Below are 23,730 nucleotides of genomic sequence, written 5' to 3' on the forward strand. Positions count from 1 at the left end.
ATGGAACTCACACGCAGAAGACTGCTCCAGGCCGGCCTGCTCACCGGCGCGGGACTCGCCGCGAGCGCCTGTGGCAGCGGCTCCGGTGCCGGCTCGGCCAGCCTGGCCGGCAAGAAGATGGCCATCTGGGTCTGGGACGGCTGCATCAGCCCGAACGTCCTCAAGAACGCGGTCGCGCACTTCACCCAGACCAAGGTGACCCCGTCCGTCATCGGAGGGGATTTCAAGCAGAAGCTGGTCACCACTATGACCAGCCGCGCGTTCCTGCCGTCGATCACCGGGGTCAAGGGCGAGGACATCGCGTCGTTCAAGGGCAACTACGCCGACCAGTTCGTCGACCTCAACACCCTCGGCGCCGACAAGATCACTTCACAGTACGTGGGGTGGAAGCTGAAGCAGGCCACGACCAAGGACGGCAAGCTGCTCGGCCTGCCCATCGACATCGGCCCCTGCGCGCTGTTCTACCGGCAGGACGTCTTCGCCAAGGCGGGGCTGCCGACCGACCCCAAGGAGGTGTTCGCCGCCGCGTCCACCTGGGATGACTACTTCGCGCTCGGAGTGAAGCTCAAGAAGGCCAACCCGAAGGCCTTCATGATCGACGACGGCACCTCGCCGTTCACCTACACGGTCCAGCAGGGCACGAAGCGGTTCATCGACGAGAACAACCACTTCATCGGCGACCAGGACCATATCCGTACGGCCTGGGACCGGTCGATCAAGGCCATGCAGCTCGGCATCGTGCAACCGTTCGCCGACCCGGGCAGCACCGACTCGAACGCGGCCTACAACAACGGCACGGCCGCCAGCTCGGTCGGCGCCGCCTGGCACTACCTCGACCTGGTGCAGGCCGCCCCCAAGACCTCGGGCAAGTGGCGCGTGGCGAGCATGCCGGGCGGGCCGCCAACTTCGGCGGTTCGTTCCTGACCATCCCCGCGCAGGGCGGCGACCACAAGCTGGCCTTCGAGATCATCACCTGGCTGCTCAACCCGCAGAACGAGGCCCAGACCTGGGTCGACAACGGAAATTTCCCGGCCAACACGGGAAGCTACACGCTGCCCACGATGACCGCGCCCGTCCCGTTCTTCGGCGGCCAGAAGGCGATCGAGATCTTCGCGCCCGCCGCGCAGAAGATCCAGGCCCAGTACGAGGCGCCGTCCGACGCCGCGGTCTCCGACCCGTTCCAGTCCGAGCTGAAGAACGTCTGGGCCAAGCACAAGGACCCCGAGAAGGCCTGGTCGGACGCGGTGAGTACCGCGAAGCAGGTCGCCCAGCGCCAGGGCGTGAACTAGATGGCCGCTATGCGGGCCGTCACCAAAGGACCGGGTAAGAAGGGGGCGCTGCGGACCTTCTGGCCGCAGTACCTCGCGATCTCGCCGTTCTACGTGCTGTTCGCCGTGTTCATGCTGGGCCCCGTGCTGTTCTCGCTCTATCTGGCGTTCCAGAAGTGGAACGGCCTGGGGCCCATGCAGTTCGTCGGGCTGCAGAACTTCAAGTTCCTGGTCAAGGACAGCCTCTTCTGGCAGTCGCTGACCAACACGTTCGCCATCTGGTTCCTGTCGACCGTGCCGATGCTGCTGCTGGCGCTGGTCCTCGCGGCCATGCTGAACTCGGCGGTGCGGCTCGGCGGCTTCTACCGGATCGCGTACTTCATTCCCAACGTGACCTCGCTCGTGGCCGTCGCGATCTTCTTCGGCTCCGTGTTCGCCAACCAGGTCGGCCTGATCAACGATGTCCTCCGGTGGCTGCACATCCCGGCCGTCGGCTGGATGACCGGCAGCTTCACGATCAAGCTGGTCATCGCGTCGCTGATCACCTGGCAGTGGACGGGGTACAACGCGATCATCTATCTGGCCGGGCATGCAGGCGATCGACTCCGAGCTGTACGAGGCCGCCCGGATCGACGGCGCCGGGCCGGTGCAGTGCTTCCGGCGCATCACCATCCCGCAGCTGCGGCCGATCATCCTGTTCACGGTCATCATGTCGGCCATCGGCAGCATGCAGACCTTCACCGAGCCGCAGGTGCTGTTCGGCAGCACCGACGCCACCAACCCCGACACCGGCGGCCCCGGCCACGCGGGCCTGACCACGGTCCTGTACCTCTACCGCGAGGCATTCGACTTCAACCAGTACGGCTACGGCGCCGCGATCGCCTGGGCGCTGTTCCTCGTCATCCTGCTGTTCACCGCGATCAACTGGCGCGTGGTGGCCCGAAGGAGAACACCGTGAGTCATGCCGTGAGAGAAAAGAGCGTCCCCGTGGTCGGGACCTCGGACCTGGCGCGCAAGGCCAACCAGCGGGCCGGGACGGCCCGGCGGGTCAAGCGAGGCGCCCTGCACCTGATGCTGATCGTCGGCGTGCTGGTGTCGATGTTCCCGTTCTACTGGACGGCGGTGATGGCCACCAACACCACGGAGGACATGTACCGCAACCCACCGGCGCTGGTCCCCGGGACGCACCTGTGGCACAACATCCATCGGGTCTTCCAGAACATCGACTTCTTCGGCTCGCTGCTCAACACGGTCATCGTGGCCGTCGCGACGACCGTCCTGGTGCTGTTCATCGACTCGCTGGCGGCGTTCACCTTCGCCAAGTTCGAGTTCCCGGGGAACCGGATCCTGTTCCGGCTCCTGCTGCTGACGCTCATGCTGCCGGCCCAGCTCTCCCTCATCCCGCGCTTCGTGCTCATGGTGCAGCTGCACTGGGCGGGGACGCTGAACTCGCTGATCTTCCCTGGCGTGGCCAACGCCTTCGGCATCTTCTGGATGCGCCAGTACATCCAGAGCGCCGTACCGGACGAGCTGCTCCAGGCCGCCCGCCTCGACGGCTGCGGGTTCCTGCGGCAGTACTGGCACGTCGCGCTGCCCGCCGTCCGGCCCGCCCTGGCCTTCCTCGGCATCTACACCTTCATCCAGGCCTGGAACGACTACGCCTGGCCGCTGATCGCGATGATCAACCCGAAGAAGGTCACGCTGCAGGTGGCCCTCGCCCAGCTCAACACCGCCCACCACACCGACTACAGCATGGTGATGGCCGGGACGTTCCTCGCCGTCCTGCCGCTCGTCGTGGTGTTCATCCTGTTCGCCCGGCAGTTCATCCGCGACGTCATGAAGGGGGCCCTGCGTGGTTGAGCGCCCCTGGGCCTCACCGGAACTCACCGGATGGCGGCGGCTGCCGATGCACTCGCTGCGGAGGCCCGCCGCCGTACCGCTGGACGGGCGCTGGCGGTTCCAGCTGCTGCCCTCGCCCGAGGCGGAGGTGACCGCCGACTGGGAGGAGGCCGACGTCCCGGGCTGCTGGACGATGGGCGGCACCGGCGACCTGCCGCAGTACACCAACTTCCAGATGCCGTGGCCGGACCTGCCACCACATCCGCCGGCGGCCAACCCGACCGGCGTGTACGAACGCGAGGTCACCGTTCCCGCCGACTGGGCCGGGAGGCGGATCGTCCTGCACGTCGGAGCGGCCGAGAGCGTCCTCATCGCCCAGGTCGGCGGGGTCACCGCCGGGATCGGCAAGGACTCCCACCTGGCGAGCGAGTTCGACGTCACCGACCTGGTCCGGCCGGGGGAGACCACCACCGTCCGGCTCACCGTCGTGAAGTGGTCCGACGCGACCTTCATCGAGGACCAGGACCAGTGGTGGCACGGCGGCATCACCCGCCCGGTCTTCCTCTACTCCACCGACCCGCTGTACCTCGCCGACGTACGGGTCACCGCCCACCGCGGCGGGCACCTGCGGGTGGACACCGACGTACGGTCGATACACGGGCCGCTACCTAGTGGGTGGCGGGTCTCCGCGACCCTGGGCGGGATCGACCTGGGCGTGGACACGGCGTACGGCGCCCTGCTCGCCGAGCGCGACCAGATCTCCGCCTGGCAGGGACGGGTCCGGTTGCGGCGGACCATACCGGGCGTCCGCCCCTGGTCGGCCGAGCTGCCCACGCTGTACGACCTGGTCGTGCGGGTGCACGACGCCGAGGGGACCGTCACCGACGAGACCACGCTGCGCGTCGGCTTCCGCGACGTCGAGGTCAGCGGCCGCGACCTGCTCGTCAACGGCGAACGCGTCTACATCCGCGGCGTCAACCGGCACGACTTCCACCCGCGGACCGGCCGGGTGGTCTCGCCGGAGGACATGCGCGCCGACCTGGTGACCATGAAGCGTTTCGGGTTCAACGCGATCCGTACCTCGCACTACCCGAACGACCCGGTGCTGCTCGACCTCGCCGACGAACTCGGCCTGTACGTCGTGGACGAGGCGGACCTCGAGAGCCACGCGTACGCGCGGGAGATCTGTGACGACCCGGCCTACCTGCCCGCGTTCGTCGATCGCGTGTCGCGGATGGCGCGGCGGGACGTGAACCACCCCAGCGTCATCGCCTGGTCGCTCGGCAACGAGAGCGACTACGGCGTCAACCACGACGCCGCCGCCGGCTGGCTGCGGGCCTTCGACCCGACGCGGCCCGTCCAGTACGAAGGCGCCATCAAGTACGACTTCGAGGGCGGCCCGATCAGCGACATCGTCTGCCCGATGTACGCCTCCATCGAGGAGATCACCGCCTACGCCCGCTCCGGACGGCAGGACCGGCCGCTGATCCTGTGCGAGTACTCCCACGCGATGGGCAACAGCAACGGCACCCTCGCCGACTACTGGGCGGCCATCGAGTCCACGCCCGGCCTGCAGGGCGGCTTCATCTGGGAGTTCTGGGACCACGGCCTGCTCCAGCGCCGCGACGACAAGCAGCCGGCCCCGGATGGCACCTATGCCGCGGGTGTCGCCGGGCCGGGGTACCGGTGGGCGTACGGCGGCGACTTCGGCGACGAGCCGAACGACGGGAACTTCTGCGCCGACGGCGTCGTCTTCCCCGACCGCACACCGAAACCGGCGATGTACGAGCACCGCGAACTCGCCGCTCCGGTACGCCTGACGGACGACGCCGGCGTGATCCGGGTGCACAATCGCCAGCATTTCCGCGACCTGTCCTGGCTGGCCGCCGAGTGGCTCCTCGACGCCGACGGAGCGGACGTCCGGACGGCGCCCGCCGAGCTGCCGTACGTGCCACCCGGCGGATCGGCGCTCCTCACGCCGCCCGCCGCGCTCGTCGGCCACCTGCCCGGCGACGGCGAACTCTGGCTCACCCTGCGGGTGACGGTGCGCGACGACCAGCCGTGGGCGGCGGCCGGCACCACGATGTGCCTGCCGCAGATCCGCCTGCGCACCGAGCGGCGGGACCTGCCGCTCAGGACGGGCGGCACGGCGGGCGGCCCCTCGATCGAGGTCGACCACGACGGGCTGCTGGTCCACCCGCTGCTCGCCGCGCCGCCGACGCTCAGCCTGTGGCGGGCGCCCACGGACAACGACCGGCTCGCCGGGCTCGGCGCCCGCTGGGCGGACCAGGGGCTGCCGGAGCCTGCCCGCGTACCGGTCGACGTGGTACGCGACGGCGACCGGATCACCGTTCACGCGCGCTACCTCGGCGGCCTGGTCGTCCACGAGCAGTCGTTCACCCCGATCGCGGACGGGATCCTGGTCGAGGAGACGGCCGTGCTCGGCGACGCGCTGACCGACGTCGCGCGGGTCGGCACGGTCTTCGAGACCGTCGCCGGGTTCGAGCGCCTCTCGTGGTACGGGCAGGGGCCATGGGAGACCTACCCCGACCGGTGCGCCGGCGGCCCGGTCGGCTCCCACCAGGCCGCGATCGACGACTTGTTCACTCCGTACCTGCGGCCGCAGGAGAGCGGCGGCCGGCACGGAGTCCGCCGGTTCACGCTCACCGGACCGGCGTACACGCTGCGGGTACGGCTCGACAGGCCACGCCAGGTGAGTTTCACCCGGTACCGCGCGACCGACCTCGCGGCGGCGTCCCACCACGACGAGCTGGTGCCACGGCCGGAGTGCGTCGTGCACATCGACGCCGCGCACCGCGGCCTCGGCACGGCGTCCTGCGGTCCCGACACCCTGCCCGCCTTCCTGGTGGGACCGGGCACCCACCGATGGTCCTGGACTCTGGAGACGACGTGACGGCGAACAAGACCATCCGGGTGGCCAGCGCCCCCGTGAACTTCGGCATCTACCGGTCGAACACCGCCCTCGGCCCGGAGGAACTGCTGGCGAGCATGGCCGACCACGGCTACGACGGCACCGACTCCGGCCCGATCGGCTACCTCGGCGCCGGGCCGGGGCTGGGTGACCGGCTCGCCCGGCACGGCCTCGCGCTGGCCGGCGGCTGGGTCGACCTGCGGTACGGCGACGCCGACAGGTTCGACGAGGACCTCGAAAAGCTCCGCCACGCCCTGAAGTGGTTCAACTCCGCGCCGGTGGACGACCCGTGGTTCGCGCCGCGCCCGACCCTGGCCTGCCCGAGTAACCCGGAGCGGTTCGCCCACCCCGGCAGCCCGGTACGGCTCGGCGTCCCCGACGCGAAGTGGCCGGCGTTCGCGGCCCGTGTGCAGCGCGCCGCCGACGCCTGCCGGGCGGCCGGCCTGGAGCCCGCCTTCCACCAGCACCTCGGCACCGACGTGGAGACCTACGAGGAGGTCGAGCGCCTGCTCGAGCTCACCGACGTGGGGATCTGCCTCGACACCGGCCACCTCATGCTGGCCGCGGGGACCCGTTCCAGGCGCTGCACGCGTGGGCCGGCCGGATCACCCAGGTGCATGTCAAGGACGCCCGCCACGACCTGCACGAGCAGGCCCGCGCGGACGAGGCGGACCTGACGGAGCTGGTGCGCCGCGGCGGCTTCTGCGCGCTGGGCGAGGGCGACCTCGACGTGCCCGCGTTCGTCCGTGCGCTCAAGGACGCCGGGTACACCGGCTGGGTCGTCATCGAGCAGGACGCGCCCGCCACCGGCCAGGATCTGGACGCCATCCTCGCCGACCAGCGGGCCAACCGGGAGCTCCTGCGGAAGGCCGGGCTGTGAGGGTCAGGATCGCCGTCGCGGGTCTCGGCGTCATCGCGCAGACCGTGCACCTGCCGCTGCTGGAGCGGCTCCGCGACCGGTTCGAACTGACCGCGGTCTGCGACCTGTCGCCCTCGCTCACCGCACGGACGGCCGACCGGTACGGTGTGCCCGGCCGGTACACCGACATCGAGACGATGCTGGCCGCGGGCGGGTTCGACGCGGTCGCGCTGCTCACCTCCGGCTCGCACGGCCCGGCCGCCGCCTCCGCGCTCCGGCACGGCTACTTCGTGCTGTGCGAGAAGCCACTGGCGTACACCCGGGCCGAGACCGCGGCGCTCGCCGCGCTCGACGACGGGCCGGCGCCGAAGCTGATGGTCGGCTACATGAAGCAGTACGATCCGGCGGTCGCGCGCGTCGTCGCGACGAACGCCGCCGCCGACGCGCAGGCGATCCAGGTGACCGTGCTGCACCCGAGCGACGGCGCGCAACTGGCGTTCGCCCGGCTGCCCGCACCGCCGCAGGACGTGCCCGCGGACACGCTCGCCGCCCTGCGAACCTCCGACGACGACCTGCTACGGGCCGCCGTCGGCGACGTTCCGGCGGCGGCGCTCAGGCTCTACACGACGACGCTGAACAGCATCAGCCACGACTTGTCGCTCCTGCGCCTGCTGGCCGGCGGGGTCGCCGGCATCGACCACGTCGCGCTCTGGCCCGACCACCGCGAACGACCGGCCGCCGCCGGGCGGTCCATCGAGCTGGCCGGGACGCTGGGCACGGGCGGCCGGTACACGATCCACTGGCACTTCCTGGCGGACTACCCGGCCTACCGGGAGACGGTGGCGATCCACCACGCCACCGGATCGGCCGAGCTGGTCTTCCCGACGCCGTACCTGCTCGGCGCGCCCACCCGGCTCACCCTCGTCGAGGGCGACGGTGGAGCCGAACGGCGCGCGGAGTACGCCGATGTGACCCCGTCGTTCGAGAACGAACTGCTCGCCTTCCACGCCATGATCACCGAGGGCGTGCCGCCGCTCACCGGGGTGGCCGGGGCGACCGAGGACATCGTCACGGCACAGCTGGCCGTACGCCACCTGGCCGGGACCGCCACGGGCGGCGAGGCCGCGGAACCGCCCCTACCGGGGTGATCGAGCCGCTGCGCGGCGAGAGCGGCTGATCCCGCGGCAGGACGAGACCCCTCCTCAGAGCTTGCTGGGGAGCGGGTTGCCGGCCTCGCGGACGCCGCGGGGGACGTTCACGGTCAGCAGCAGGCCGAAGCCGACGACGAAGAAGACGATCAGTGAGGCGATGGCGTTGCGGTAGCTGTCGGTCCACTGCAGGGCGGCGGCGAACACCAGCGGCCCCAGCCAGCTCGTGCCCTTGTCGCTGATCTCGTAGAAGCCGAAGTACTCCGCCTCGCGGTCGCGGGGCAGCAGATGGGAGAACAGCGACCGCGACAGCGCCTGCGTGCCGCCCAGGACGACCCCGATGGCGGCGGCCAGGGCGAGGAACTCCGCCGCCGACCGGCGCTGCAGCGCGTAGCTCGCCAGCACGACGACCACCCAGACGACGAGGGAGGCCAGCACGACCCGTTTGGTGCCGTACCGCTGGGCGAGCCGGCCCAGCAGCAGCGCCCCGCCGAACGCGACGAACTGGACCAGGAGCACCGCCGCGATCACGTCCGTCTGGCCCAGCTTCAGCTCCTCCGTCGCGAACGTCGCCGACATCGTGATGACCGTCTGCACGCCGTCGTTGTAGACCAGGAAGGCGAGCAGGAACAGCAGGGTGACGGGCCGGTTGCGCACGTCGCGCAGGGTGGTGGCCAGCTGGGTGAACCCGGCGCGTACGGCGGCGGGTAGCGACTCGGCCGAGCGTACGCGGCGCCGGTTGTGCAGCGTGCGCAGCGGGATGAGCGTGAACGCCGCCCACCACACACCGGCCGAGGCCAGGCTGACGCGTACCGCGGCCCCCTTGCTCAGCCCGAAGTCGTCGTGCAGGAGGAACAGCACGAGGTTGAGCAGGAGCAGCAGACCGCCGCCGAGGTAGCCCAGGCCCCAGCCGCGCGAGGACACCGCGTCGCGTTCGTCGGGCTCGGCGATGTCGGGCAGGAAGGAGTTGTAGACGACGCTGGAGGCGCCCAGCGCGAGGTTGGCCACGATGAACAGCGCCGCGCCGAGGAGATACCGGCCGTCGCTCACGAAGTACAGGCCCACGGTGGCGAACGCGCCGACGTAGGCGAACACGCCCAGCAGCTCGCGTTTGCGTCCCGTGTGGTCGGCCAGCGCACCGGCCAGGGGCAGGACGAGGACCTGCAGGATCACCGACAGGGTGACGGCGAGGGGATAGACCGCCTTGGCCCGGATGTCGGCGCCCAGCGGATGGACGAACCCGCCGGCGTCGGCCGCCGTCTTGGCCACGTCGCTGAGGTACGGCCCGAGGAAGACCGACACGACGGTGGTGTAGAAGGCGGAGTTGGCCCAGTCGTAGAAGTACCAGCCGCGCTGCTCGCGCCGCCGGTCACGGGGGATGGTGTCGGCGGGGGCGCCGACGGGGGCCAGGCCCACGCGTCCTCCTCGGCCGCCCGTGGTCTTACGGCCCTACGCGGTGGCCGTGGCCCACTGCGCGCGGGCGGTCATGACGTCGCGCAGGGCCTTGATCTCATCGGTGATGATGCCATCAACGCCGAGGTCGAGGAGGCGTTCCATCGCGGCGGGGTCGTTGACCGTCCAGACGTGCACCTGCAGGCCGAGCGAGTGCGCGGTCGCCAGGAACGCCTCGGTGACCAGCGGGGTGCGCCCGACGCGCTGGGGGACCTGGGCACACGGCACGCCGAGCTCGGCCAGGCGCACCAGCCGGCCCAGCGGCCCGCTCACGGACCGGGCACGCAGCGTGGCCACGCCCAGCGGGCTCAGGGCCGTGCACACGTCGCGGCCGGACAGCAGGCGCATGCGGGCGCGGACGTGCCGGAGCCGCCGGTAGGAGAAGGAGGTGACGCACACCCGGTCCCAGGCGCGGGCGCGGTGCAGGACCTCGGTGAGCGGGCCGATGGCGCTCTCGGCCTTGACATCGATGTTGAGGCGGGCGGCGGGCCAGGCGGCGAGGATCTCCTCCAGGCGGGGGATCGGCTCGCGGCCGGCGATCCGCGCCTTGGCGATCTCGGAGAAGGTGAACCGGTCGAGGGGGCCGGTGCGGTCGGTCACCCGGTCGAGGGTGGCGTCGTGGAAGGCGACCAGTACGCCGTCGGCGGTGGCGCGCACGTCCGTCTCGAGGTAGCGGTAGCCCAGGCCGATCGCGCGCTCGAACGCCGCCATGGAGTTCTCACGTCCGTCGGGGGAGCCGCCGCGGTGGGCGAAGGGGATCGGGCCGGGATGGTCGAGATATTCGTACACGGAGCACCTGTCGGTTCGTCGGCGGGTGAAGCCACCTTCCACCGTAGTTACCTTACTACGTAAAGGCGGTCGCTTGATCACCTACGATCTATCCCTACGGCTGCGAACCGAATCCACCGGCGCGAACGTCGCCGACCGGCGATTCGCCACAAGCCGGTCATCTCTTCCACTAAGTTGTGTCTCCGGCGTGGCTCAGGGGAGCCGCTGTACCTCCGACCGGGAAGGCTCGTGATCGTGCCGGACACCAGCGCCTACGCGGCGACCTTCGAGATCGTCGATGTGAACAAGGATGGGCGCGTCTCCGCGCCGGAGCTGAAGCTGCTGATGAAGGCTCTGGGGGAGGAGATCACCGACGAGGCGGCCGCCGAGGTCGTCCGCCGGATGGACTCCGACGGCGACGGCGAGATCTCCCTCGAGGAGTTCGCCGCCTACATGTCGCAGGGCTGACCGTAGCCCGGGCCCGCCCGCGCGGCGGGCCCGTCACGGTCCCCGGCAGGTCCGTGAGCGCCCGCAACGGCTCGCCGCGAGGTCAGGTGGGCAGCAGGGCGAGGGCCTGATCCCGGGCGTGCGTTATGGGGTCGGGGAAGACGCCCAGGCCATGGGCGACGAGCGCGCCTTCGTGTAGCAGCATGAGCGTACGGCCGGTCCGGCCGGGGTCGTCCGTGCCCGCCTCCCGGGCCAGGTCGGTGAACAACTCCAGCATCCACTGCTTCTGCCCCGCGATGACCGCCGACGCCGGATGGGCCGGGTCGGTGATCTCGGCGTGGGCGTTGACCATGCTGCATCCCCGGGGACTGGTCTCTTCCATCCACGCCTTCGAGGCGTCGAACACCGCCGCGAGACGGCCGGCGGGAGTGGCGGGCCGGGCCGCGTCGAGACGGTCGCCGAGGAAGGCCCGCCAGCGCTCGTCGCGATCGGCGAGATACTCCACGACGATCTGGTCCTTGGACCCGAACCGGTCGTAGAGGGTCTTCTTCGTCACTCCCGCCTCGGCGGCGATCAGATCGACGCCGACGGCATGGATGCCGCGCTCGTAGAACAGCCGGGCCGCGGCCTCCAGGAGCCGGCGCGCCCCGGGTGTCATCGTGATCCGCTCCGGTGTAGTACGCATATTGCCCAGAGTACACAGATCGGTATAGTGGCGCGGTGTGAGGTAAACCGATCTGTATACCGGAGGTTTTGCCGTGAACATCCTCCTGTCGGCCGGGTTCGTGCTGTGCTGGAGTTCGGGGTTCATCGGCGCCAAGCTCGGCACCGGCACCGCCTCGGCGGTCACGATCCTCACCTGGCGTTTCATCCCCCTGGCCGTGGTCCTGCTCGCCGTCGTCGCCGCCCGCGGCACCTGGCGCGGCCTGCCGGCCCGCGAGCTGGCCCGCCAGGCGCTGATCGGCGCCCTGTCCCAGAGCGGGTACCTCCTCACCGTCTACGAGGCGATCCGGCTCGGGGTCTCCAGCGGCACCACGGCGCTGATCGACGGCACGCAGCCGCTGGTCGTCGGGGTGCTCGCCGGCCCGCTGCTCGGCCGCGCCGTCGCGCGTCGGCAGTGGCTCGGCCTGTGCCTCGGCGTGACCGGCGTCGTCATCGTCACCGCGGCCGACGCCACCGCCCGTACCGGCGTGGTGTGGTGGGCCTACCTGGTGCCGTTCGCCGGCATGCTGTCCCTGGTGACGGCGACGTTCGTCCAGGGCCGTTCCCGGGCCGAGGTCTCTCCGGAGGTCTCCCTGACCGTTCACTGCACCGCCAGCGCCCTGCTCTTCACGGCCCTCGCCCTGAGCACCGGGACCGTCGTCCCCCCGGCCGCGCCGGCGTTCTGGGGTGCGGTCGCCTGGCTGGTCGCCCTGCCGACGTTCGGCGGCTACGGCCTGTACTGGGTCGTGCTGCGGCGCTCGGGCGTGACGGAGGTCAACACGCTGATGTTCCTGATCGCGCCGGTCACGGCCGTGTGGGGCGCCCTGATGTTCGGTGAGCCGTTCGGCGTGCGGACCGCGATCGGCCTGGCGACCGCCCTGGCCGCGGTCGTCGTCGTCCGCACCGAACGGACGCGCGCCGCCGGGCCACGGTGCGTCCCGGCCCAGACCCTCACGCGCCGGTGAACCGCGGCCCCGGCGGTCATCGCCGCCCAGTCGTCTTGGTGAAGGATCCGCGCCAGACTTCCAGCGTTCCGTTGGTGAGGGCGGTGGCGAAGTTGATGACGCGGGTGTAGCCGTCGTCCAGGAGCATCGGCAGGGCCGGGCCGGCAGGTAGTCCGTCGGCGAAGGTCTTGGCGATCCAGTCTTGGACCCAGGTCGACTCGTTGGTCCACTCGGTGGGGGAGAATCCGGCGTTCTCGATTGATGCGAGCAGGGCTTGGGGGGTGCCTACAAAGCTGTCGGTGCCGTCGAGTGACCAGGGCATGGGCCAGGAAAGGTCGGCCGGGCGCGGCCGGCAGACTTCCCAGACGGCCAGGCGTGCGCCGGGGGCGAGGCAGTCGGCGATGTGCCCGAACCAGGTGGTCTTGTCGTGAACGTTCATCTGGACGTGCATGGTGATCGCGGCCTGGAACAGCGGGTCGGGCCGGAAGGTAGCGATGTCGCCCAACTGGAATTGGACGAGGTCGCTCAGCCCGGTCTTGGCGGTGAGGGCTCGGGCGGCCTCGATGTAGGTGGGTGTGAGGTCGATGCCGACAACGTGGTGTGCGGTGCGTCGGGCGATCTGGCGTGCGGGGCCGCCGAATCCGGAGCCGATGTCCAGGACCCGGTCGCCGTCGGCCAGGGCGAGGGTGGGGATCAGCAGGTCGACCGCGTCGGCGCCGCCGATGTGGAACTGGTCGAGGTTGTCCAGGGAGCCGTCGGCGGACGCGTCGAGGTCGGGGTGTTCGCTCAGCAGTCGGTCGATCGTCTTGTCGACGGCGGTTTCTTCGTAGGTCATCGTGCGAGGTCCTTTCAGCGGTTCGTGATCGCGGTCGGCTCAGCGGGATGGTGTTCCGGTACGGGCTGTGGCGAGGGTTGGGCGGGCAGGAAGGCGTAGGCGAGCACCGCGCCGCCGACGGCCACGGCCGCGGCCACGACACACCCGATGCTCAGCCCGTGGTCGAAGGCGTTGGTCGCGGCCTGGCGTACGGCGTCGGCAGCGGCGCCCTGGCCGCGGGCGGCGAGCTGGTCGGAGACCATGAAAGCCGCTCCGACGGACTGGTGGGTGAGGTTGGTCAGCGCGGGCGGCAGCGTCACCGGTAGGGAGGCGTCGAGCCGTGAGTCGTACAGCGAGGAATAGACGCTGCCGATGATGGCCACACCGAGGGTCCCGCCGAGCAGGCGGGTGGACTCGTTGACGGCGGATCCGATCCCCGCCTGACGAGCCGCGACCGCCCCCATGATCGATTCGGTCGCGGGCGCGGAGGTCAGGCCCATGCCGAGGCCGTACACGACCATCTGAACGGCGATGATCGCGTAGCTGAGGGTGGGAGCGATGTCGCCGGCGACCCAGACGTAGAACAGCGCCTGCAGGGCCAGCCCGGCCGTGACGACGGCCTTGGTGCCGACCCGGATGGCCAGCCGCGTGCCTACCGTCGATCCCACGGCGACGGAGATCGCCACCGGCAGCAGGTGGACGCCGGTGGACAGTGGGCTATAGGCCCGGACGAACTGGAAGAACTGCGTCATCAGAAAGATGAACCCGAACAGCGTGAAGAACCCGATGGTGACCGCGGCGCTGGCGGCGCTGAAGCGCATGTTCGTGAACAGCCGGACGTCGAGCATCGGCTCGGCGTGCTGGCGCTCGCCCGCGATGAACGCGGTCAGCAGGACCGCACTTCCGGCGAAGCCGACGATCGACGGCGTCGAGGCCCAGCCCCGGGCCGGCGCCTCGATGACGGTGTAGACGAGCAGCCCCATGAAGCCGCCGGACAAGATCACGCCGAGGGCGTCCAGCCTGTACGTGGACGGGCGGTCGGTACGCGGGACGCACACTGCGGCCAGGATGATCACGGCGAGCGACACCGGCGCGAGCGCGAAGAAGATGCTCGACCAGCTGTAGTGCTCGAGAAGGAACCCGCCCACGATCGGCCCGAGCGCGATGGCCATGCCGCCCGTCGCACCCCACAGGCCTATGGACAGCGCTCGCTCTCTGCGGCCGGTGAAGACGTCGGTCAGCAGCGACAGCGTGGCGGGGAACGTCATGGCGGCCCCAAGGCCCATGACGCCTCGGGACGCGATCAGTTCGGCAGGGGAGGTGGAATATCCGCCGAGGAGGCTCGCGACGCCGAACACGAGCAGGCCGGCCAGGAGCACGCCCTTGCGTCCGAACCGGTCGGACAGGCTGCCCGAGGCCAGCAGCAGCGCGGCGAAGACCAGGTTGTAGGTGTCGACCACCCATTGCAGCTGTGCGGTGGTGGCACCCAACTCACGGGTCAGCGCCGGCAGTGCCACGTTCACCAGGGTGGTGTCGAGGTTGATGACGAATGAGGCCAGCAGCAGCGCGGCGAGCACCAGCGGCTTCGACCGGACGGGAATCATGGTTGAAGAGTAGAACCATCTAGTTTAAAAACTCAACTAGCAGGTCCAAGAAATAAACGGAGCTTGCGCTACAGTGGTCACATGCGGAGCTATGGCCAGTACTGCTCGATCGCCCGGGCCTTGGACGTCGTGGGCGACCGCTGGACGCTGCTGATCGTGCGCGAGCTTCTGTTGCAGGGTCCGTGCCGGTTCACGGACCTGAAGAACGGGCTGCCCGGCATCGCCGCCAACCTGCTGTCCGGGCGGCTCAAAGAGCTGGAGGACGCGGCGCTGATCAGCCGAGAGGACGCGCCGCCGCCCATCGCGACCACCCTCTACAACCTGACCGAGAACGGCCTGGCGTTGGAGCCCGTGCTGAAGGCGCTGGGACTTTGGGGCCTGCAGCACATGGCCATCGAACGGCCTGATGATGCGTTCCGGGCACAGTGGCTCGCCTACGCGCCCGCATGGTTCACGACCGACGCCGCCCCCGACGCTCCGCCGGCGGTCATCCAGCTCCGCGCCTCCGGCGAGGAGGCCGTCATCGAGCTCGGCGAAGGTCGGGTCCGCACCCGGACCGGCCGCGCCGCCGACCCCGACCTGGTCCTGGACGGCCCGGCCCGTGCGATCCTCGGGCTGCTCACCGGAATGATCGACATCAGCGGCGCCACCCAGATGGGGCTGACCGTGAGCGGCCGGTCCGACCTGCTCACCCGGCTACGGCCCATCGTGGAAGATCAAGCACCAGCTCACAGGACGTGACCTCGAGGAGGCAACCGGACCGCGGGGTCAGCGGGCCCATTCGCGGCGGCGGGCCTCGGCCAGGGCGATGGCGGTGGCGACGGCGACGTTGAGGGATCCGACCCGGCCGATCTGCGGGATGTAGGCGACCGCGTCGGCGGCGGCGAGCAGGGCGGGGGAGCAGCCGTGGTCCTCGCCGCCGACGGCCAGGCACACGTCGCCGTCGAGGGGCGCCTCGTGCAGGGGCACCGCGTCGCCGGTCAGCTCGATCGCGACGATCCGGTAGCCGTCCTCGCGGACGGCGCGCGTGGCGTCGGCGACCGGGACGGGCTCCTCCCAGGTGATGAGGCGTTCGGTGCCGAGTGCCGTCTTGCGGGCGTTGGGGTGGGTCGGGGGAGTGGCGTTGCCGGCCAGCCAGACGTGGTCCACGCCGAACGCCGCCGCGGACCGCGTGATCGAGCCGATGTTGAACGGCTGGGTCACCGACTCGACGAGCAGCCCGAGGCGGTCCTCGGTGCGCCGCCGCCACGTGCGGTTGAGGCGCTTGACGTCGGTGGGGCGCAGCTGCCGGCGCGCGTCGGTGTTCACGTTGGGTCCTTCGGGTCGACGGCCAGGACGCGGTACCCGGCGCGGGAGGCGATGCGTTCGGTGGGGTGGCCCTGATCGGTCAGCCAGCGCTGCAGGGAGTCGGAGCCGAGGTTCTTCTGCACGACCAGGTGGGCACGGCCGCCAGGGGCGAGCCGCGCCAGCCAGGTCCGCAGCAGCGCGTGCAGGGCCTGCTTGCCGATGCGGATCGGCGGGTTCGACCAGATCGCGGCGAACCGGAGCCCGGGGTCGATCCGATCGGCCAACCTGAACCTTACATTGTCAAGGCCGGCGGTTTGTGCGTTTCGCTCCGCGACGGTCAAGGCCCGCTCGTTCACGTCGACACCCCAGACCATCGCCTGCGGCGATCGGCTGGCCATGGTCAGCGCGATCGGGCCGTATCCGCATCCGAGGTCCAGCAGGTCCCCACGCGGTGGGGGAGGCGGGACGGTCTCCAGCAGGACGCGGGTGCCCAGGTCGACGCGGTCGGGGGAGAACATCCCCCGGTCGGTGGCGAGCCGCAGGTGAAGATCGGGCAGGACGAGGTCGACCGTGCCCGGTCTGCTGTCGGTCTGCGGCTGTCGCGCGAAGTAGTGCTCCCCCACGTCGGCTGACCGTACCAGCGTCCAGGGTGGGGGCGGCCTCAGGGACGGCTCGGGGGAATCCCCGATGGCTTTCGCCGCCGCCGGAGCGCATCATCACGATATGACGTATCAACCGGATGTACCGCGCCGCTCGGAGTCGACCTGGATCGCCATGTCGGCGGCCTCCGAGGGTCCCTGGGTGGCCGCACTGGCCGGGGGAGCGGCGGTGGGTTTGGCCGACTTCGCCCTGCACCTGCTGGGCTGGCATCCGACCCTGGCCGGCCCGCTGGCCCTGGGCCTCTCGGTGTTCTTCCTGATCGGCGCCGGCGGCGCGCTCCTGCGCCGCGGCCATGACCGCGCGCGGGCGTGGGCGCAGCAGCACCCGTGGTCGTACGCCGCGGTCCCGGCCGTGGGCACGGCGGCCACGGTGTTCGCGACCTACCTGTTCCTATCGGCGCAGGGGCTGTTCGGCAGCCTTTGGGAGGGACTGTCGGACGGGCTCGGCGTCCTGGTCCTGCTCGGGATCATCGGGTACGTCGCGCGCGGCGTCCGCCCGGCCTCCCGGCGCGGCTGAGCACCCGCGCACGGGCGGCCACGCCGAACGGGTGCGGCCGCCCCTCGCGGCTGTCAGGGCAGTCGCTGGAACCACAGCAGGGACAGGCCGCCGGCGGCCAGGGCGAGCAGCAGCGCGATGAAGATGTACTGGGAGGCCGCCTCCTGGCGTTCGATGCGGTACCCGAGGGAACTGCCGATGTGCTTGTAGACGTCGGACAGTTCGCCGCCGGCCTGCGCCTCGTAGGCCTTGCCGGAGGTGTCGTTGGCGAGGTTGCGCAGCGTGGTCTTGTTGACCTGCACCGGCACGGTCTCGCCGTCGATGTCGACGGTGCCGTACGGGGTGCCGAACGCGATCGTAGAGACGGGCACCTTGGCGGCGCGGGCCGCGGCGGCGGCCTCGGTGACGGACCGGCCGCTCTGGTTGTCGCCGTCGGACAGCAGGACGATGTGCGAGGGCGGTGGGTCCTGGTTGGCGCGGGCGTCGAAGGAGCGGATCGACTGCAGTGAGGTGAACACCGCCTCTCCGATCGCGGTGCCCTTGCCCAGTTGCAGGCCGTCGATGGCGTGGCCGACCGCGTCGCGGTCGAAGGTGGGGGCGACGATGGCCGAGGCGCTGCCGGAGAAGCTGACGAGGCCGACGTTGAAGCGGATCGGCAGGTCCTGCACGAACTTCTTGGCGGCGCTCTTGGCGGCGTCGAGGCGGGTGGGGGACACATCGGTGGCCTTCATCGACAGGGACACGTCGATGGCCACGATGATGGTGGCGCGTTCGCGCGGTACCTTGACGGGTTTGGCGGGCCGGGCGAACCCGACGGTCATCAAGATGATCGACAGCAGGAACAGGGTGGCGGCCACGTGGCGGCGCCATCCGGGTCGGCGGGGCGCGATCTGGGACAGCAGCGCCAGGTTGGTGAAGCGGACGGCGGCCTGCCGCCGGCGGGCCTGCATGAGCAGGTACGCGCCGATCAGCAGCGGGACGAGGGCCAGCAGCCACAGGCGGCCGGGGGAAAGGAAGGTCATGAGCGGCCTCCTCGCGGCTGCGGGCGCCCGGCGACGCGGCGCTGTTGCAGCGCGAAGCGGGCGACGTCGTTGATCCAGTCACGGTCGGTGCGCAGCGTGAGGTGGCCGGCGCCGCAGGCGCGGAGCGCGTCGCGGATGCGGGTCCGCTGGGCGGTGGCGGCGGCGGCGTAGGCGGCGCGGACCTTCGCCGACAGGATGATCTCGCGGGTGTCGCCGGTCTCCGGGTCGGTCATCATGACCGGTCCGACGTTCGGCAGGTCGAGTTCGCGCGGGTCGATGATCTCGACGGCGATGACCTGGTTGCGGACGGCGAGGCGGCGCATGGGGCGTTCCCAGGACAGTTCCCCGTCAGGGGTCTCCTGCCGGTCGATGAAGTCGGAGATGACGACGCGCAGGCCCCGTTTGGTCTGGCTGCGGGCCAGGCCGGAGATGGCGTCGGCGAGCCGGGGCCCGCCGGGGTCCGTGGTGGCGCGGGGGGCGTCGAGCAGCGCCTGCAGGAGGGTGTAGGTGGCGACGCGGCCGGTGCGGGCGGGCCAGCGGCGGATCTGCCCGCCGTGCATGACGTGGGCGCCGAGGCGGTCGCCGAGGCGGGCGGTGAGGAATCCGACGGCGGCCAGGGCGGCGACGGCGAGGTCGCGTTTCTCCATGCGCGCGGTGCCGAAGTCCATGCTGGGGGACAGGTCGACCAGCGCCCAGGTCTCCAGCTCGTGGTCGGCGATCAGATCGCGGACGTGCGGGGTGGTGGTGCGGGCGGTGACGGACCAGTCCATGTGGCGGACGTCGTCCTCGCCGGGCTGGTAGAGGCGGGCTTCGGCCAGGTCGCTGCCGGGGCCGGGCAGCAGGCCGAGGTGCTCGCCGTGCAGGAGCCCGTCGAGGCGGCGGGTGACCTTCAGCTCCAGTCGTTTGAGTGATCGCTCGGGGACGAGCCGGGTGAGTTTCTGCGAGCGGGTCATGACGCGTGCTGGCGGTTCCAGACGACCCGCGGGGGCGGGACGGTGGCAAGGATCCGTTCGACGATGCCGACGGGGTCGACCCCGTCGGCGACGGCGTCGAAGGACAGCAGGACGCGGTGGGACATGACGTCGACGGCGACGGCGCGGACGTCGTCGGGCAGGACGTAGTCGCGGCCGCGCAGGAGGGCCAGGGCGCGGGCGGAGGCGACGAGGCCGAGGGTGGCGCGGGGGCTGGCGCCGATCTCGATGACGCCTTTCAGGTCGGGCAGGCGGTACTGCTCGGGTTCGCGGGTGGCCATGACGAGCCGGACGATGTAGTCGGCGACGAGTTCGTGGACGGCGACCTCGTCGGCGGCGTGCTGCAGGGCGATGAGGCTGTCGGCGTCGAGGATCCGGGTGGCGTCGGGCGGGTCGACGCTCATGCGCTGCAGGATCTGCATCTCCTCGCTCGCGCCGGGGTAGGCGACGTTGACCTTCATGAGGAACCGGTCGCGCTGGGCCTCGGGCAGGGGGTAGACGCCTTCGGACTCGATGGGGTTCTGGGTGGCGATGACGACGAAGGGCTGCGGGAGGGGGTGGGTCTTGCCGCCGAGGGAGACCTGGCCTTCGGCCATGACCTCCAGGAGGGCGGACTGGACCTTGGCGGGGGCGCGGTTGATCTCGTCGGCGAGGACGAAGTTGACGAAGACCGGCCCGAGCTCGACGTCGAACTGCTCGGTGGAGGGGTGGTAGATGCGGGTCCCGACGATGTCGGAGGGGACGAGGTCGGGGGTGAACTGCAGGCGTGCGAAGGATCCGCCGACGACGGTGGCCAGAGTGCCGACGGCGAGGGTCTTGGCGACGCCGGGCACGCCTTCGAGGAGGCAGTGACCTCGGGCGAGCAGCGCGATGACCATGCGTTCGACCATGTGCTCTTGGCCGACGATGACTTTTTTGACCTCCGCCACGCTCTGCTGCAGCAGGGCTGCCGCCTCTTCGATGTCTCCTACGGCGATCGTCATCTGGTCCCTCGGGTCAGGGGCGTGCTCCGACGTGCACGACCCTATGCGATTCAGCGGAAAAGGCGTCTGATCCCCTTCCTGTTAGGGTGTCGCGCGCGACAGGCTGTAGCCGGGGGGAGGGGTGTGGATGCCCAAGCCGCTGCAGGACGGCGACCCGGGTGAGCTGGGGCCGTTCCGGCTGGACTCCCGGTTGCACGAGTCGGCGGCCGGCATCGTCTACCTGGGGTCCGATCCGCGGGGCCGTCTGGTGACGGTGGCGTTGCTGACGACCGCGGCGGCCGGGGACGCTGCGGCGCGTGACCGGTTCCGCGCGGCGATCGCGCGGGAGACGCCGCCGCCGGATCCGGTGCCGCGGGTTCTGCCGGAGCCCGGCCCGGGTGAGCCGGCCCCGGTGGTGGCGGCGCTGACCGAGGGCGGTACGCCGTGGGTGGCCACGACGTACGAGGAGGGCCGCCAGGGCGCGGAGCGGTTCTTGGAACCGGTGCTGCTGCGGCGGGGGTGGACGGGCCGCGTGCGGCGCGGCCCGCAGTTCCAGGCGTACTGGATGTCGGGTCCGGCGGGCCCGGCGGTCGGTGTGGAGGGGCCGCCGGTCTCCGGTGGGGCGGCGGCGCTGGCGGATTCGAAGGGCCTGGCGACGGCGGTGCTGTCGCTGGCGGCGCTGCTGGCGTTGCTGGCGCTGCTGGTGTTCCTGTTGTTCTCGTGTGAGCCGTCGCAGCCGACCCCGCCGCAGCCGTCCGAGACGCCGTCGTCGACGCCGGCCAGTCCGGAACCGTCGCCTTCGCCGTCGACGGCGACGCCGCGGCCGTCTCCGTCGCCGGGCCGGTCCACGCCGCGGACGCCGCGTCCGACACCGAGCGGCGGCGGGCAGGACACCGCGAACCCGGCCGGTAACGCGGCCGGTCCGCTGGGCGACGGGGGCCCGCGCGGCTGACCTGTTCGGCCGGTTACGCAGGGAAAAGTGATTGCCCGTCCCGGCCGTGTGGGGCGAGGATGACGTCATGTTGCAGAGTCTGATCTTGTTCGTCGGGGCGGCGATCGTGGTGGCGATGGTGCCCGGGCCCAGCACGGCGGTGATCGTGCGGGAGTCGGTGCGGTCGGGGCGTCGCGCGGGCGTGGCGGTGATGCTGGGCAATGAGGCCGGGGTGCTGCTGTGGGGGATGGCGGCGGTGTTCGGCCTGTCGGCGCTGCTGCTGGCCTCGCGGATCGCCTATGACGTGATGCGGATCGCCGGCGCCGTGTTCCTGATCACGATGGGGGTCCGGGCGCTGTGGCAGGCGCGCCGGGGTCGCGCGGCGGCGGCGGAGGAGGCTCCGGCGGCGGCCGTGTCGCATCGGCGGTTGTTCCGGCTGGGGCTGTTGACCAACGCCGCCAACCCGAAGGCCGGGGTGTTCGCGGTGTCGTTCCTGCCGCAGTTCGTGCCGCACGGGGCGGCGGTTCTGCCCATGCTGGCGCTGCTGGCGGTGGTGTGGGCGCTGGTCGATGTGGTCTGGTATCTCGGGGTGATCTGGCTGGCGGGGCGTGCGGGCCGGGTGCTGCGCAGCCCGAGGGTGCTGCGGCGGATGGAGCAGGTGTCCGGTGTGGTGCTCGTCGGCCTGGGGGTGCGGCTGGTGACGGACTCGCGGTAGCGGCGGTTGTCCACAGAGTTGTCCCCAGGTTCGGGCGTCGAACCTCCCGGGATGGGTTCTTTTGCCGGAGGGGGCGGCCGGTGGTTGTCCACAGGTGCGGTGGGCGGCCGGCCTGGCCCGTCTGGGTGTTCTGAACGCCCCCAGACCCGGCCCTGCGCCGCCGCCTGTGAGCCGGACGGCGGCCGTCTGCCGCGAAGGCCGAAGGGCCCGTCAGAGCGTGACGTTGGTCCCGGCCGCGGCCTGCCGATGCGACCTAGCGTGGTGTACATAAGCGACATCGGGGGATGCGGGGACCTGGTCTGCCGTGTCCGCCCCGAGTAGGCGGGCCCAGTGAATGACGACCGCAATGCCCGGGCGTGGGCATCGATCAACGCCGTCGCCCATGGGGAGGGCGCGCGCGTATCGGTCCGGCACGCCTGCATCGCCTGCTCGCGGGCGATCATGGCCGCCGGGGCGGGGCTGTCGATGACGCGTGACGGAAGGCTGTACGAGCCGGTGTACGCCACCGATCCGCTCAGCCAGGAACTCGAGGAACTGCAGTTCACCTTGGGAGAGGGACCGTGCATGGACGCCAACGCGGGAGACCGGCCCGTGCTGGTCCCGAATGTGGCGGCGGCGTGGGCCGTACGACGGTGGCCGATGTTCGCTCCGGCCGCCGCGGAGCGTGGCATCGTCGCGATCTTCGCCATCCCGGTCGCCGCCGGCGCGGCCCGCCTGGGGGTCATGGACCTGTACCGCTCGCGCAGCGGGCTGCTGACTGGCGAGGAATTGGCGGAGGCTTTGACGTTCGCCGACGCGGCCCTGACGCTGACGTTGGATCATGGTGATGGCGGCGACGCCGGCCTGGACGACCTGTTCGCCGGTGACTTCGCGGGACACCGTGCGGAGATGCATCAGGCGGCCGGGATGGTCGCGGCGCAGATCGGCGCGGGCGTCACCGACGCGCTCGCGCGGCTCCGCGCGCACGCTTACGCGCACGATCAGCGGCTGGGTGAGGTGACCGCCGCGGTGCTGGCCCGGCGGCTGCGGTTCGGGCCCGACGGCCGGACCGGCGGTGGCCCGCGGAACGACGGCGGCACCACCGGTCCCCGTGCCGGACCCGCGGGGGAGAAAGGAGGTGAGATCGGATGACCGTATCGGACCGGCGGGTGCGTGACGTCTTCGTGGAACTGGCCGACACCCTGGTGGACGACTTCGACATCATCGACTTCCTGGACCGGCTGGCGGCTCGATGCGTCGAGCTGCTCGATGTCACGGCCTGCGGCCTGCTCCTGGTCGATCACCGTGGCAACCTCAACCTGCTGGCCGCGTCGACCGAGCGGGCGCGGCTCCTGGAACTGCTTCAACTGCAGGGTTCCCAGGGCCCGTGCCTGGAGACCTACCAGAGTGGACGGGCGGTGCACTGCACCGACCTGGCAGGCGCGGACGCCGCCTCCCGGTGGCCACGTTTCGCTCCTGCCGCCGCCGGGGCGGGGTTCACGAGCGTGCACGCGCTGCCGATGCGGCTGCGCACGGACGTGATCGGCGCGATGAACCTGTTCAGCGCCGGACAGGATCCTCCGGACGGCGCGACCATCGAGCTCGGCCAGTCACTGGCGAACGCGGCGACGATCGGCATTCTGCACCAGCGGGCCCTTCACCACCGCGAAATGGTGACCGAGCAGCTCCAGGGCGCCCTCAACAGCAGGATCCTCATCGAGCAGGCGAAGGGGTTCATCGCCGAGCGCCAGGGTGTCTCGATCGATGAGGCGTTCGACGCCCTGAGGGAGTACGCGCGGGCGAGCAACCGGAAGCTGCTGGAGGTGGCGGAGGCCGTCATCGCCGGAAGGCTGTCGTTGCCGTCCCGGGAACGGGCCTGGCACGAGGAGTGAGCACGGATCACCGGCCGCTCGGGTGCCCGACCCGAAGAT

General features: G+C 71.0%; 25 protein-coding genes and 1 pseudogene. 15 read left to right on the forward strand and 11 right to left on the reverse strand.

The window, feature by feature from the left end; translation table 11 throughout:
• Together ACYVF7_RS27395 and ACYVF7_RS27400 are read left to right on the forward strand one after the other, a co-directional pair.
• A complete protein-coding gene (locus tag ACYVF7_RS27395; protein WP_460346403.1) occupies positions 1 to 924 on the forward strand; it encodes an extracellular solute-binding protein in 924 nt (307 codons plus the stop codon).
• Positions 870 to 1,289 (forward strand): extracellular solute-binding protein, encoded by a 420-nt coding sequence (locus ACYVF7_RS27400; RefSeq protein WP_460346405.1) that lies wholly within the window; start codon positions 870 to 872, stop codon positions 1,287 to 1,289. The genes ACYVF7_RS27395 and ACYVF7_RS27400 overlap by 55 nt, the downstream gene beginning before the upstream one ends.
• A 341-nt stretch (positions 1,290 to 1,630) precedes the next feature.
• Here ACYVF7_RS27400 and ACYVF7_RS27405 read toward each other — a convergent pair whose 3' ends face one another.
• Positions 1,631 to 1,798: a hypothetical protein gene (locus ACYVF7_RS27405; RefSeq protein WP_460346407.1), complete on the reverse strand. Its 168-nt coding sequence runs from the start codon at positions 1,796 to 1,798 to the stop codon at positions 1,631 to 1,633.
• 59 nt (positions 1,799 to 1,857) lie between these two features.
• Between ACYVF7_RS27405 and ACYVF7_RS27410 the strand changes: the two genes are divergently transcribed.
• The 5 genes and pseudogenes from ACYVF7_RS27410 to ACYVF7_RS27430 all read left to right on the forward strand — a co-directional run bounded on the left by ACYVF7_RS27410 (position 1,858) and on the right by ACYVF7_RS27430 (position 8,046).
• A complete protein-coding gene (locus tag ACYVF7_RS27410) occupies positions 1,858 to 2,226 on the forward strand; it encodes a carbohydrate ABC transporter permease (RefSeq protein WP_460346409.1) in 369 nt (122 codons plus the stop codon).
• A complete protein-coding gene (locus tag ACYVF7_RS27415) occupies positions 2,223 to 3,128 on the forward strand; it encodes a carbohydrate ABC transporter permease (RefSeq protein ID WP_460346411.1) in 906 nt (301 codons plus the stop codon). The genes ACYVF7_RS27410 and ACYVF7_RS27415 overlap by 4 nt, the downstream gene beginning before the upstream one ends.
• Entirely contained in the window at positions 3,121 to 6,021 is a 2,901-nt protein-coding gene (locus tag ACYVF7_RS27420) for a glycoside hydrolase family 2 TIM barrel-domain containing protein (protein WP_460346413.1), read from the forward strand. The genes ACYVF7_RS27415 and ACYVF7_RS27420 overlap by 8 nt, the downstream gene beginning before the upstream one ends.
• Positions 6,022 to 6,116: 95 nt before the next feature.
• Positions 6,117 to 6,919, forward strand: a pseudogene (locus tag ACYVF7_RS27425) (sugar phosphate isomerase/epimerase family protein).
• Complete coding sequence (locus ACYVF7_RS27430; RefSeq protein ID WP_460346415.1) at positions 6,916 to 8,046, forward strand: Gfo/Idh/MocA family protein; 1,131 nt, start codon at positions 6,916 to 6,918, stop codon at positions 8,044 to 8,046. The pseudogene ACYVF7_RS27425 and the gene ACYVF7_RS27430 overlap by 4 nt, the downstream one beginning before the upstream one ends.
• 54 nt (positions 8,047 to 8,100) lie before the next feature.
• Here ACYVF7_RS27430 and ACYVF7_RS27435 read toward each other — a convergent pair whose 3' ends face one another.
• Together ACYVF7_RS27435 and ACYVF7_RS27440 are read right to left on the reverse strand one after the other, a co-directional pair.
• Positions 8,101 to 9,462, reverse strand: coding sequence for an MFS transporter (locus tag ACYVF7_RS27435; protein ID WP_460346417.1), 1,362 nt, complete (start codon positions 9,460 to 9,462; stop codon positions 8,101 to 8,103).
• A gap of 33 nt (positions 9,463 to 9,495) precedes the next feature.
• Positions 9,496 to 10,287: a glycerophosphodiester phosphodiesterase gene (locus ACYVF7_RS27440; RefSeq protein ID WP_460346419.1), complete on the reverse strand. Its 792-nt coding sequence runs from the start codon at positions 10,285 to 10,287 to the stop codon at positions 9,496 to 9,498.
• 234 nt (positions 10,288 to 10,521) lie between these two features.
• Here ACYVF7_RS27440 and ACYVF7_RS27445 point away from each other — a divergent pair, with 234 nt between their 5' ends.
• Positions 10,522 to 10,734, forward strand: coding sequence for an EF-hand domain-containing protein (locus tag ACYVF7_RS27445; RefSeq protein WP_345429658.1), 213 nt, complete (start codon positions 10,522 to 10,524; stop codon positions 10,732 to 10,734).
• Positions 10,735 to 10,816: 82 nt separating this feature from the next.
• Here ACYVF7_RS27445 and ACYVF7_RS27450 read toward each other — a convergent pair whose 3' ends face one another.
• Positions 10,817 to 11,398: a TetR/AcrR family transcriptional regulator gene (locus ACYVF7_RS27450; RefSeq protein ID WP_460346422.1), complete on the reverse strand. Its 582-nt coding sequence runs from the start codon at positions 11,396 to 11,398 to the stop codon at positions 10,817 to 10,819.
• A gap of 73 nt (positions 11,399 to 11,471) precedes the next feature.
• On the opposite strand from ACYVF7_RS27450, the gene ACYVF7_RS27455 reads away from it, so the two are divergent.
• Positions 11,472 to 12,380: a DMT family transporter gene (locus tag ACYVF7_RS27455; RefSeq protein WP_460346424.1), complete on the forward strand. Its 909-nt coding sequence runs from the start codon at positions 11,472 to 11,474 to the stop codon at positions 12,378 to 12,380.
• 16 nt (positions 12,381 to 12,396) lie between these two features.
• Here ACYVF7_RS27455 and ACYVF7_RS27460 read toward each other — a convergent pair whose 3' ends face one another.
• Positions 12,397 to 13,194 (reverse strand): SAM-dependent methyltransferase, encoded by a 798-nt coding sequence (locus ACYVF7_RS27460; protein WP_460346426.1) that lies wholly within the window; start codon positions 13,192 to 13,194, stop codon positions 12,397 to 12,399.
• 14 nt (positions 13,195 to 13,208) lie between these two features.
• Positions 13,209 to 14,777 (reverse strand): MFS transporter, encoded by a 1,569-nt coding sequence (locus tag ACYVF7_RS27465; RefSeq protein ID WP_460346428.1) that lies wholly within the window; start codon positions 14,775 to 14,777, stop codon positions 13,209 to 13,211.
• 81 nt (positions 14,778 to 14,858) lie between these two features.
• Between ACYVF7_RS27465 and ACYVF7_RS27470 the strand changes: the two genes are divergently transcribed.
• Positions 14,859 to 15,518 carry a winged helix-turn-helix transcriptional regulator gene (locus ACYVF7_RS27470; protein WP_460346430.1) on the forward strand — a complete coding sequence of 220 codons (660 nt, stop codon included), beginning with the start codon at positions 14,859 to 14,861 and terminating at the stop codon, positions 15,516 to 15,518.
• 27 nt (positions 15,519 to 15,545) lie between these two features.
• On the opposite strand, the gene ACYVF7_RS27475 is transcribed toward ACYVF7_RS27470, so the two are convergent.
• Together ACYVF7_RS27475 and ACYVF7_RS27480 are read right to left on the reverse strand one after the other, a co-directional pair.
• A complete protein-coding gene (locus ACYVF7_RS27475; protein ID WP_460346432.1) occupies positions 15,546 to 16,085 on the reverse strand; it encodes a TrmH family RNA methyltransferase in 540 nt (179 codons plus the stop codon).
• On the reverse strand, positions 16,082 to 16,687 hold the full coding sequence (locus ACYVF7_RS27480) for a class I SAM-dependent methyltransferase (RefSeq protein ID WP_460346434.1): 606 nt from the start codon (positions 16,685 to 16,687) through the stop codon (positions 16,082 to 16,084). Before ACYVF7_RS27480 ends, ACYVF7_RS27475 begins: the two co-directional genes overlap by 4 nt.
• A 100-nt stretch (positions 16,688 to 16,787) precedes the next feature.
• On the opposite strand from ACYVF7_RS27480, the gene ACYVF7_RS27485 reads away from it, so the two are divergent.
• Positions 16,788 to 17,240, forward strand: coding sequence for a hypothetical protein (locus tag ACYVF7_RS27485; protein ID WP_460346436.1), 453 nt, complete (start codon positions 16,788 to 16,790; stop codon positions 17,238 to 17,240).
• 53 nt (positions 17,241 to 17,293) lie between these two features.
• Here the strand turns inward: ACYVF7_RS27485 and ACYVF7_RS27490 are convergent, their stop codons facing one another.
• Genes ACYVF7_RS27490 through ACYVF7_RS27500 form a run of 3 tightly spaced genes read right to left on the reverse strand, consistent with a single transcriptional unit; the run spans position 17,294 to position 20,195 of the window.
• Positions 17,294 to 18,241, reverse strand: a complete 948-nt coding sequence (locus ACYVF7_RS27490) for a VWA domain-containing protein (RefSeq protein ID WP_460346438.1) — start codon at positions 18,239 to 18,241, stop codon at positions 17,294 to 17,296.
• On the reverse strand, positions 18,238 to 19,194 hold the full coding sequence (locus ACYVF7_RS27495) for a DUF58 domain-containing protein (protein WP_460346440.1): 957 nt from the start codon (positions 19,192 to 19,194) through the stop codon (positions 18,238 to 18,240). Before ACYVF7_RS27495 ends, ACYVF7_RS27490 begins: the two co-directional genes overlap by 4 nt.
• On the reverse strand, positions 19,191 to 20,195 hold the full coding sequence (locus tag ACYVF7_RS27500) for an AAA family ATPase (protein WP_460346442.1): 1,005 nt from the start codon (positions 20,193 to 20,195) through the stop codon (positions 19,191 to 19,193). Before ACYVF7_RS27500 ends, ACYVF7_RS27495 begins: the two co-directional genes overlap by 4 nt.
• Before the next feature lie 127 nt (positions 20,196 to 20,322).
• Between ACYVF7_RS27500 and ACYVF7_RS27505 the strand changes: the two genes are divergently transcribed.
• The 4 genes from ACYVF7_RS27505 to ACYVF7_RS27520 all read left to right on the forward strand — a co-directional run bounded on the left by ACYVF7_RS27505 (position 20,323) and on the right by ACYVF7_RS27520 (position 23,691).
• A complete protein-coding gene (locus ACYVF7_RS27505) occupies positions 20,323 to 21,126 on the forward strand; it encodes a hypothetical protein (RefSeq protein WP_460346444.1) in 804 nt (267 codons plus the stop codon).
• A 67-nt stretch (positions 21,127 to 21,193) separates the two neighbouring features.
• Entirely contained in the window at positions 21,194 to 21,820 is a 627-nt protein-coding gene (locus tag ACYVF7_RS27510) for a LysE family translocator (RefSeq protein ID WP_460346446.1), read from the forward strand.
• A 330-nt stretch (positions 21,821 to 22,150) separates the two neighbouring features.
• Positions 22,151 to 22,951, forward strand: coding sequence for a GAF and ANTAR domain-containing protein (locus ACYVF7_RS27515; RefSeq protein ID WP_460346448.1), 801 nt, complete (start codon positions 22,151 to 22,153; stop codon positions 22,949 to 22,951).
• A complete protein-coding gene (locus ACYVF7_RS27520; protein WP_460346450.1) occupies positions 22,948 to 23,691 on the forward strand; it encodes an ANTAR domain-containing protein in 744 nt (247 codons plus the stop codon). The genes ACYVF7_RS27515 and ACYVF7_RS27520 overlap by 4 nt, the downstream gene beginning before the upstream one ends.
• The last annotated feature ends 39 nt before the right edge of the window (positions 23,692 to 23,730 follow it).

The organism is Actinoallomurus acanthiterrae (genome assembly GCF_054775715.1).

Bases quoted from the DNA above. Each gene is read 5' to 3' on its own strand.
- ACYVF7_RS27495 (WP_460346440.1), bottom strand. From the start codon at position 19,194: ATGACCCGCTCGCAGAAACTCACCCGGCTCGTCCCCGAGCGATCACTC.
- ACYVF7_RS27510 (WP_460346446.1), top strand. From the start codon at position 21,194: ATGTTGCAGAGTCTGATCTTGTTCGTCGGGGCGGCGATCGTGGTGGCG.
- ACYVF7_RS27460 (WP_460346426.1), bottom strand. From the start codon at position 13,194: ATGACCTACGAAGAAACCGCCGTCGACAAGACGATCGACCGACTGCTG.
- ACYVF7_RS27470 (WP_460346430.1), top strand. From the start codon at position 14,859: ATGCGGAGCTATGGCCAGTACTGCTCGATCGCCCGGGCCTTGGACGTC.
- ACYVF7_RS27505 (WP_460346444.1), top strand. From the start codon at position 20,323: ATGCCCAAGCCGCTGCAGGACGGCGACCCGGGTGAGCTGGGGCCGTTC.
- ACYVF7_RS27500 (WP_460346442.1), bottom strand. From the start codon at position 20,195: ATGACGATCGCCGTAGGAGACATCGAAGAGGCGGCAGCCCTGCTGCAG.
- ACYVF7_RS27450 (WP_460346422.1), bottom strand. From the start codon at position 11,398: ATGCGTACTACACCGGAGCGGATCACGATGACACCCGGGGCGCGCCGG.
- ACYVF7_RS27520 (WP_460346450.1), top strand. From the start codon at position 22,948: ATGACCGTATCGGACCGGCGGGTGCGTGACGTCTTCGTGGAACTGGCC.
- ACYVF7_RS27490 (WP_460346438.1), bottom strand. From the start codon at position 18,241: ATGACCTTCCTTTCCCCCGGCCGCCTGTGGCTGCTGGCCCTCGTCCCG.
- ACYVF7_RS27465 (WP_460346428.1), bottom strand. From the start codon at position 14,777: ATGATTCCCGTCCGGTCGAAGCCGCTGGTGCTCGCCGCGCTGCTGCTG.
- ACYVF7_RS27405 (WP_460346407.1), bottom strand. From the start codon at position 1,798: ATGACCAGCTTGATCGTGAAGCTGCCGGTCATCCAGCCGACGGCCGGG.
- ACYVF7_RS27395 (WP_460346403.1), top strand. From the start codon at position 1: ATGGAACTCACACGCAGAAGACTGCTCCAGGCCGGCCTGCTCACCGGC.
- ACYVF7_RS27410 (WP_460346409.1), top strand. From the start codon at position 1,858: ATGCAGGCGATCGACTCCGAGCTGTACGAGGCCGCCCGGATCGACGGC.
- ACYVF7_RS27485 (WP_460346436.1), top strand. From the start codon at position 16,788: ATGACGTATCAACCGGATGTACCGCGCCGCTCGGAGTCGACCTGGATC.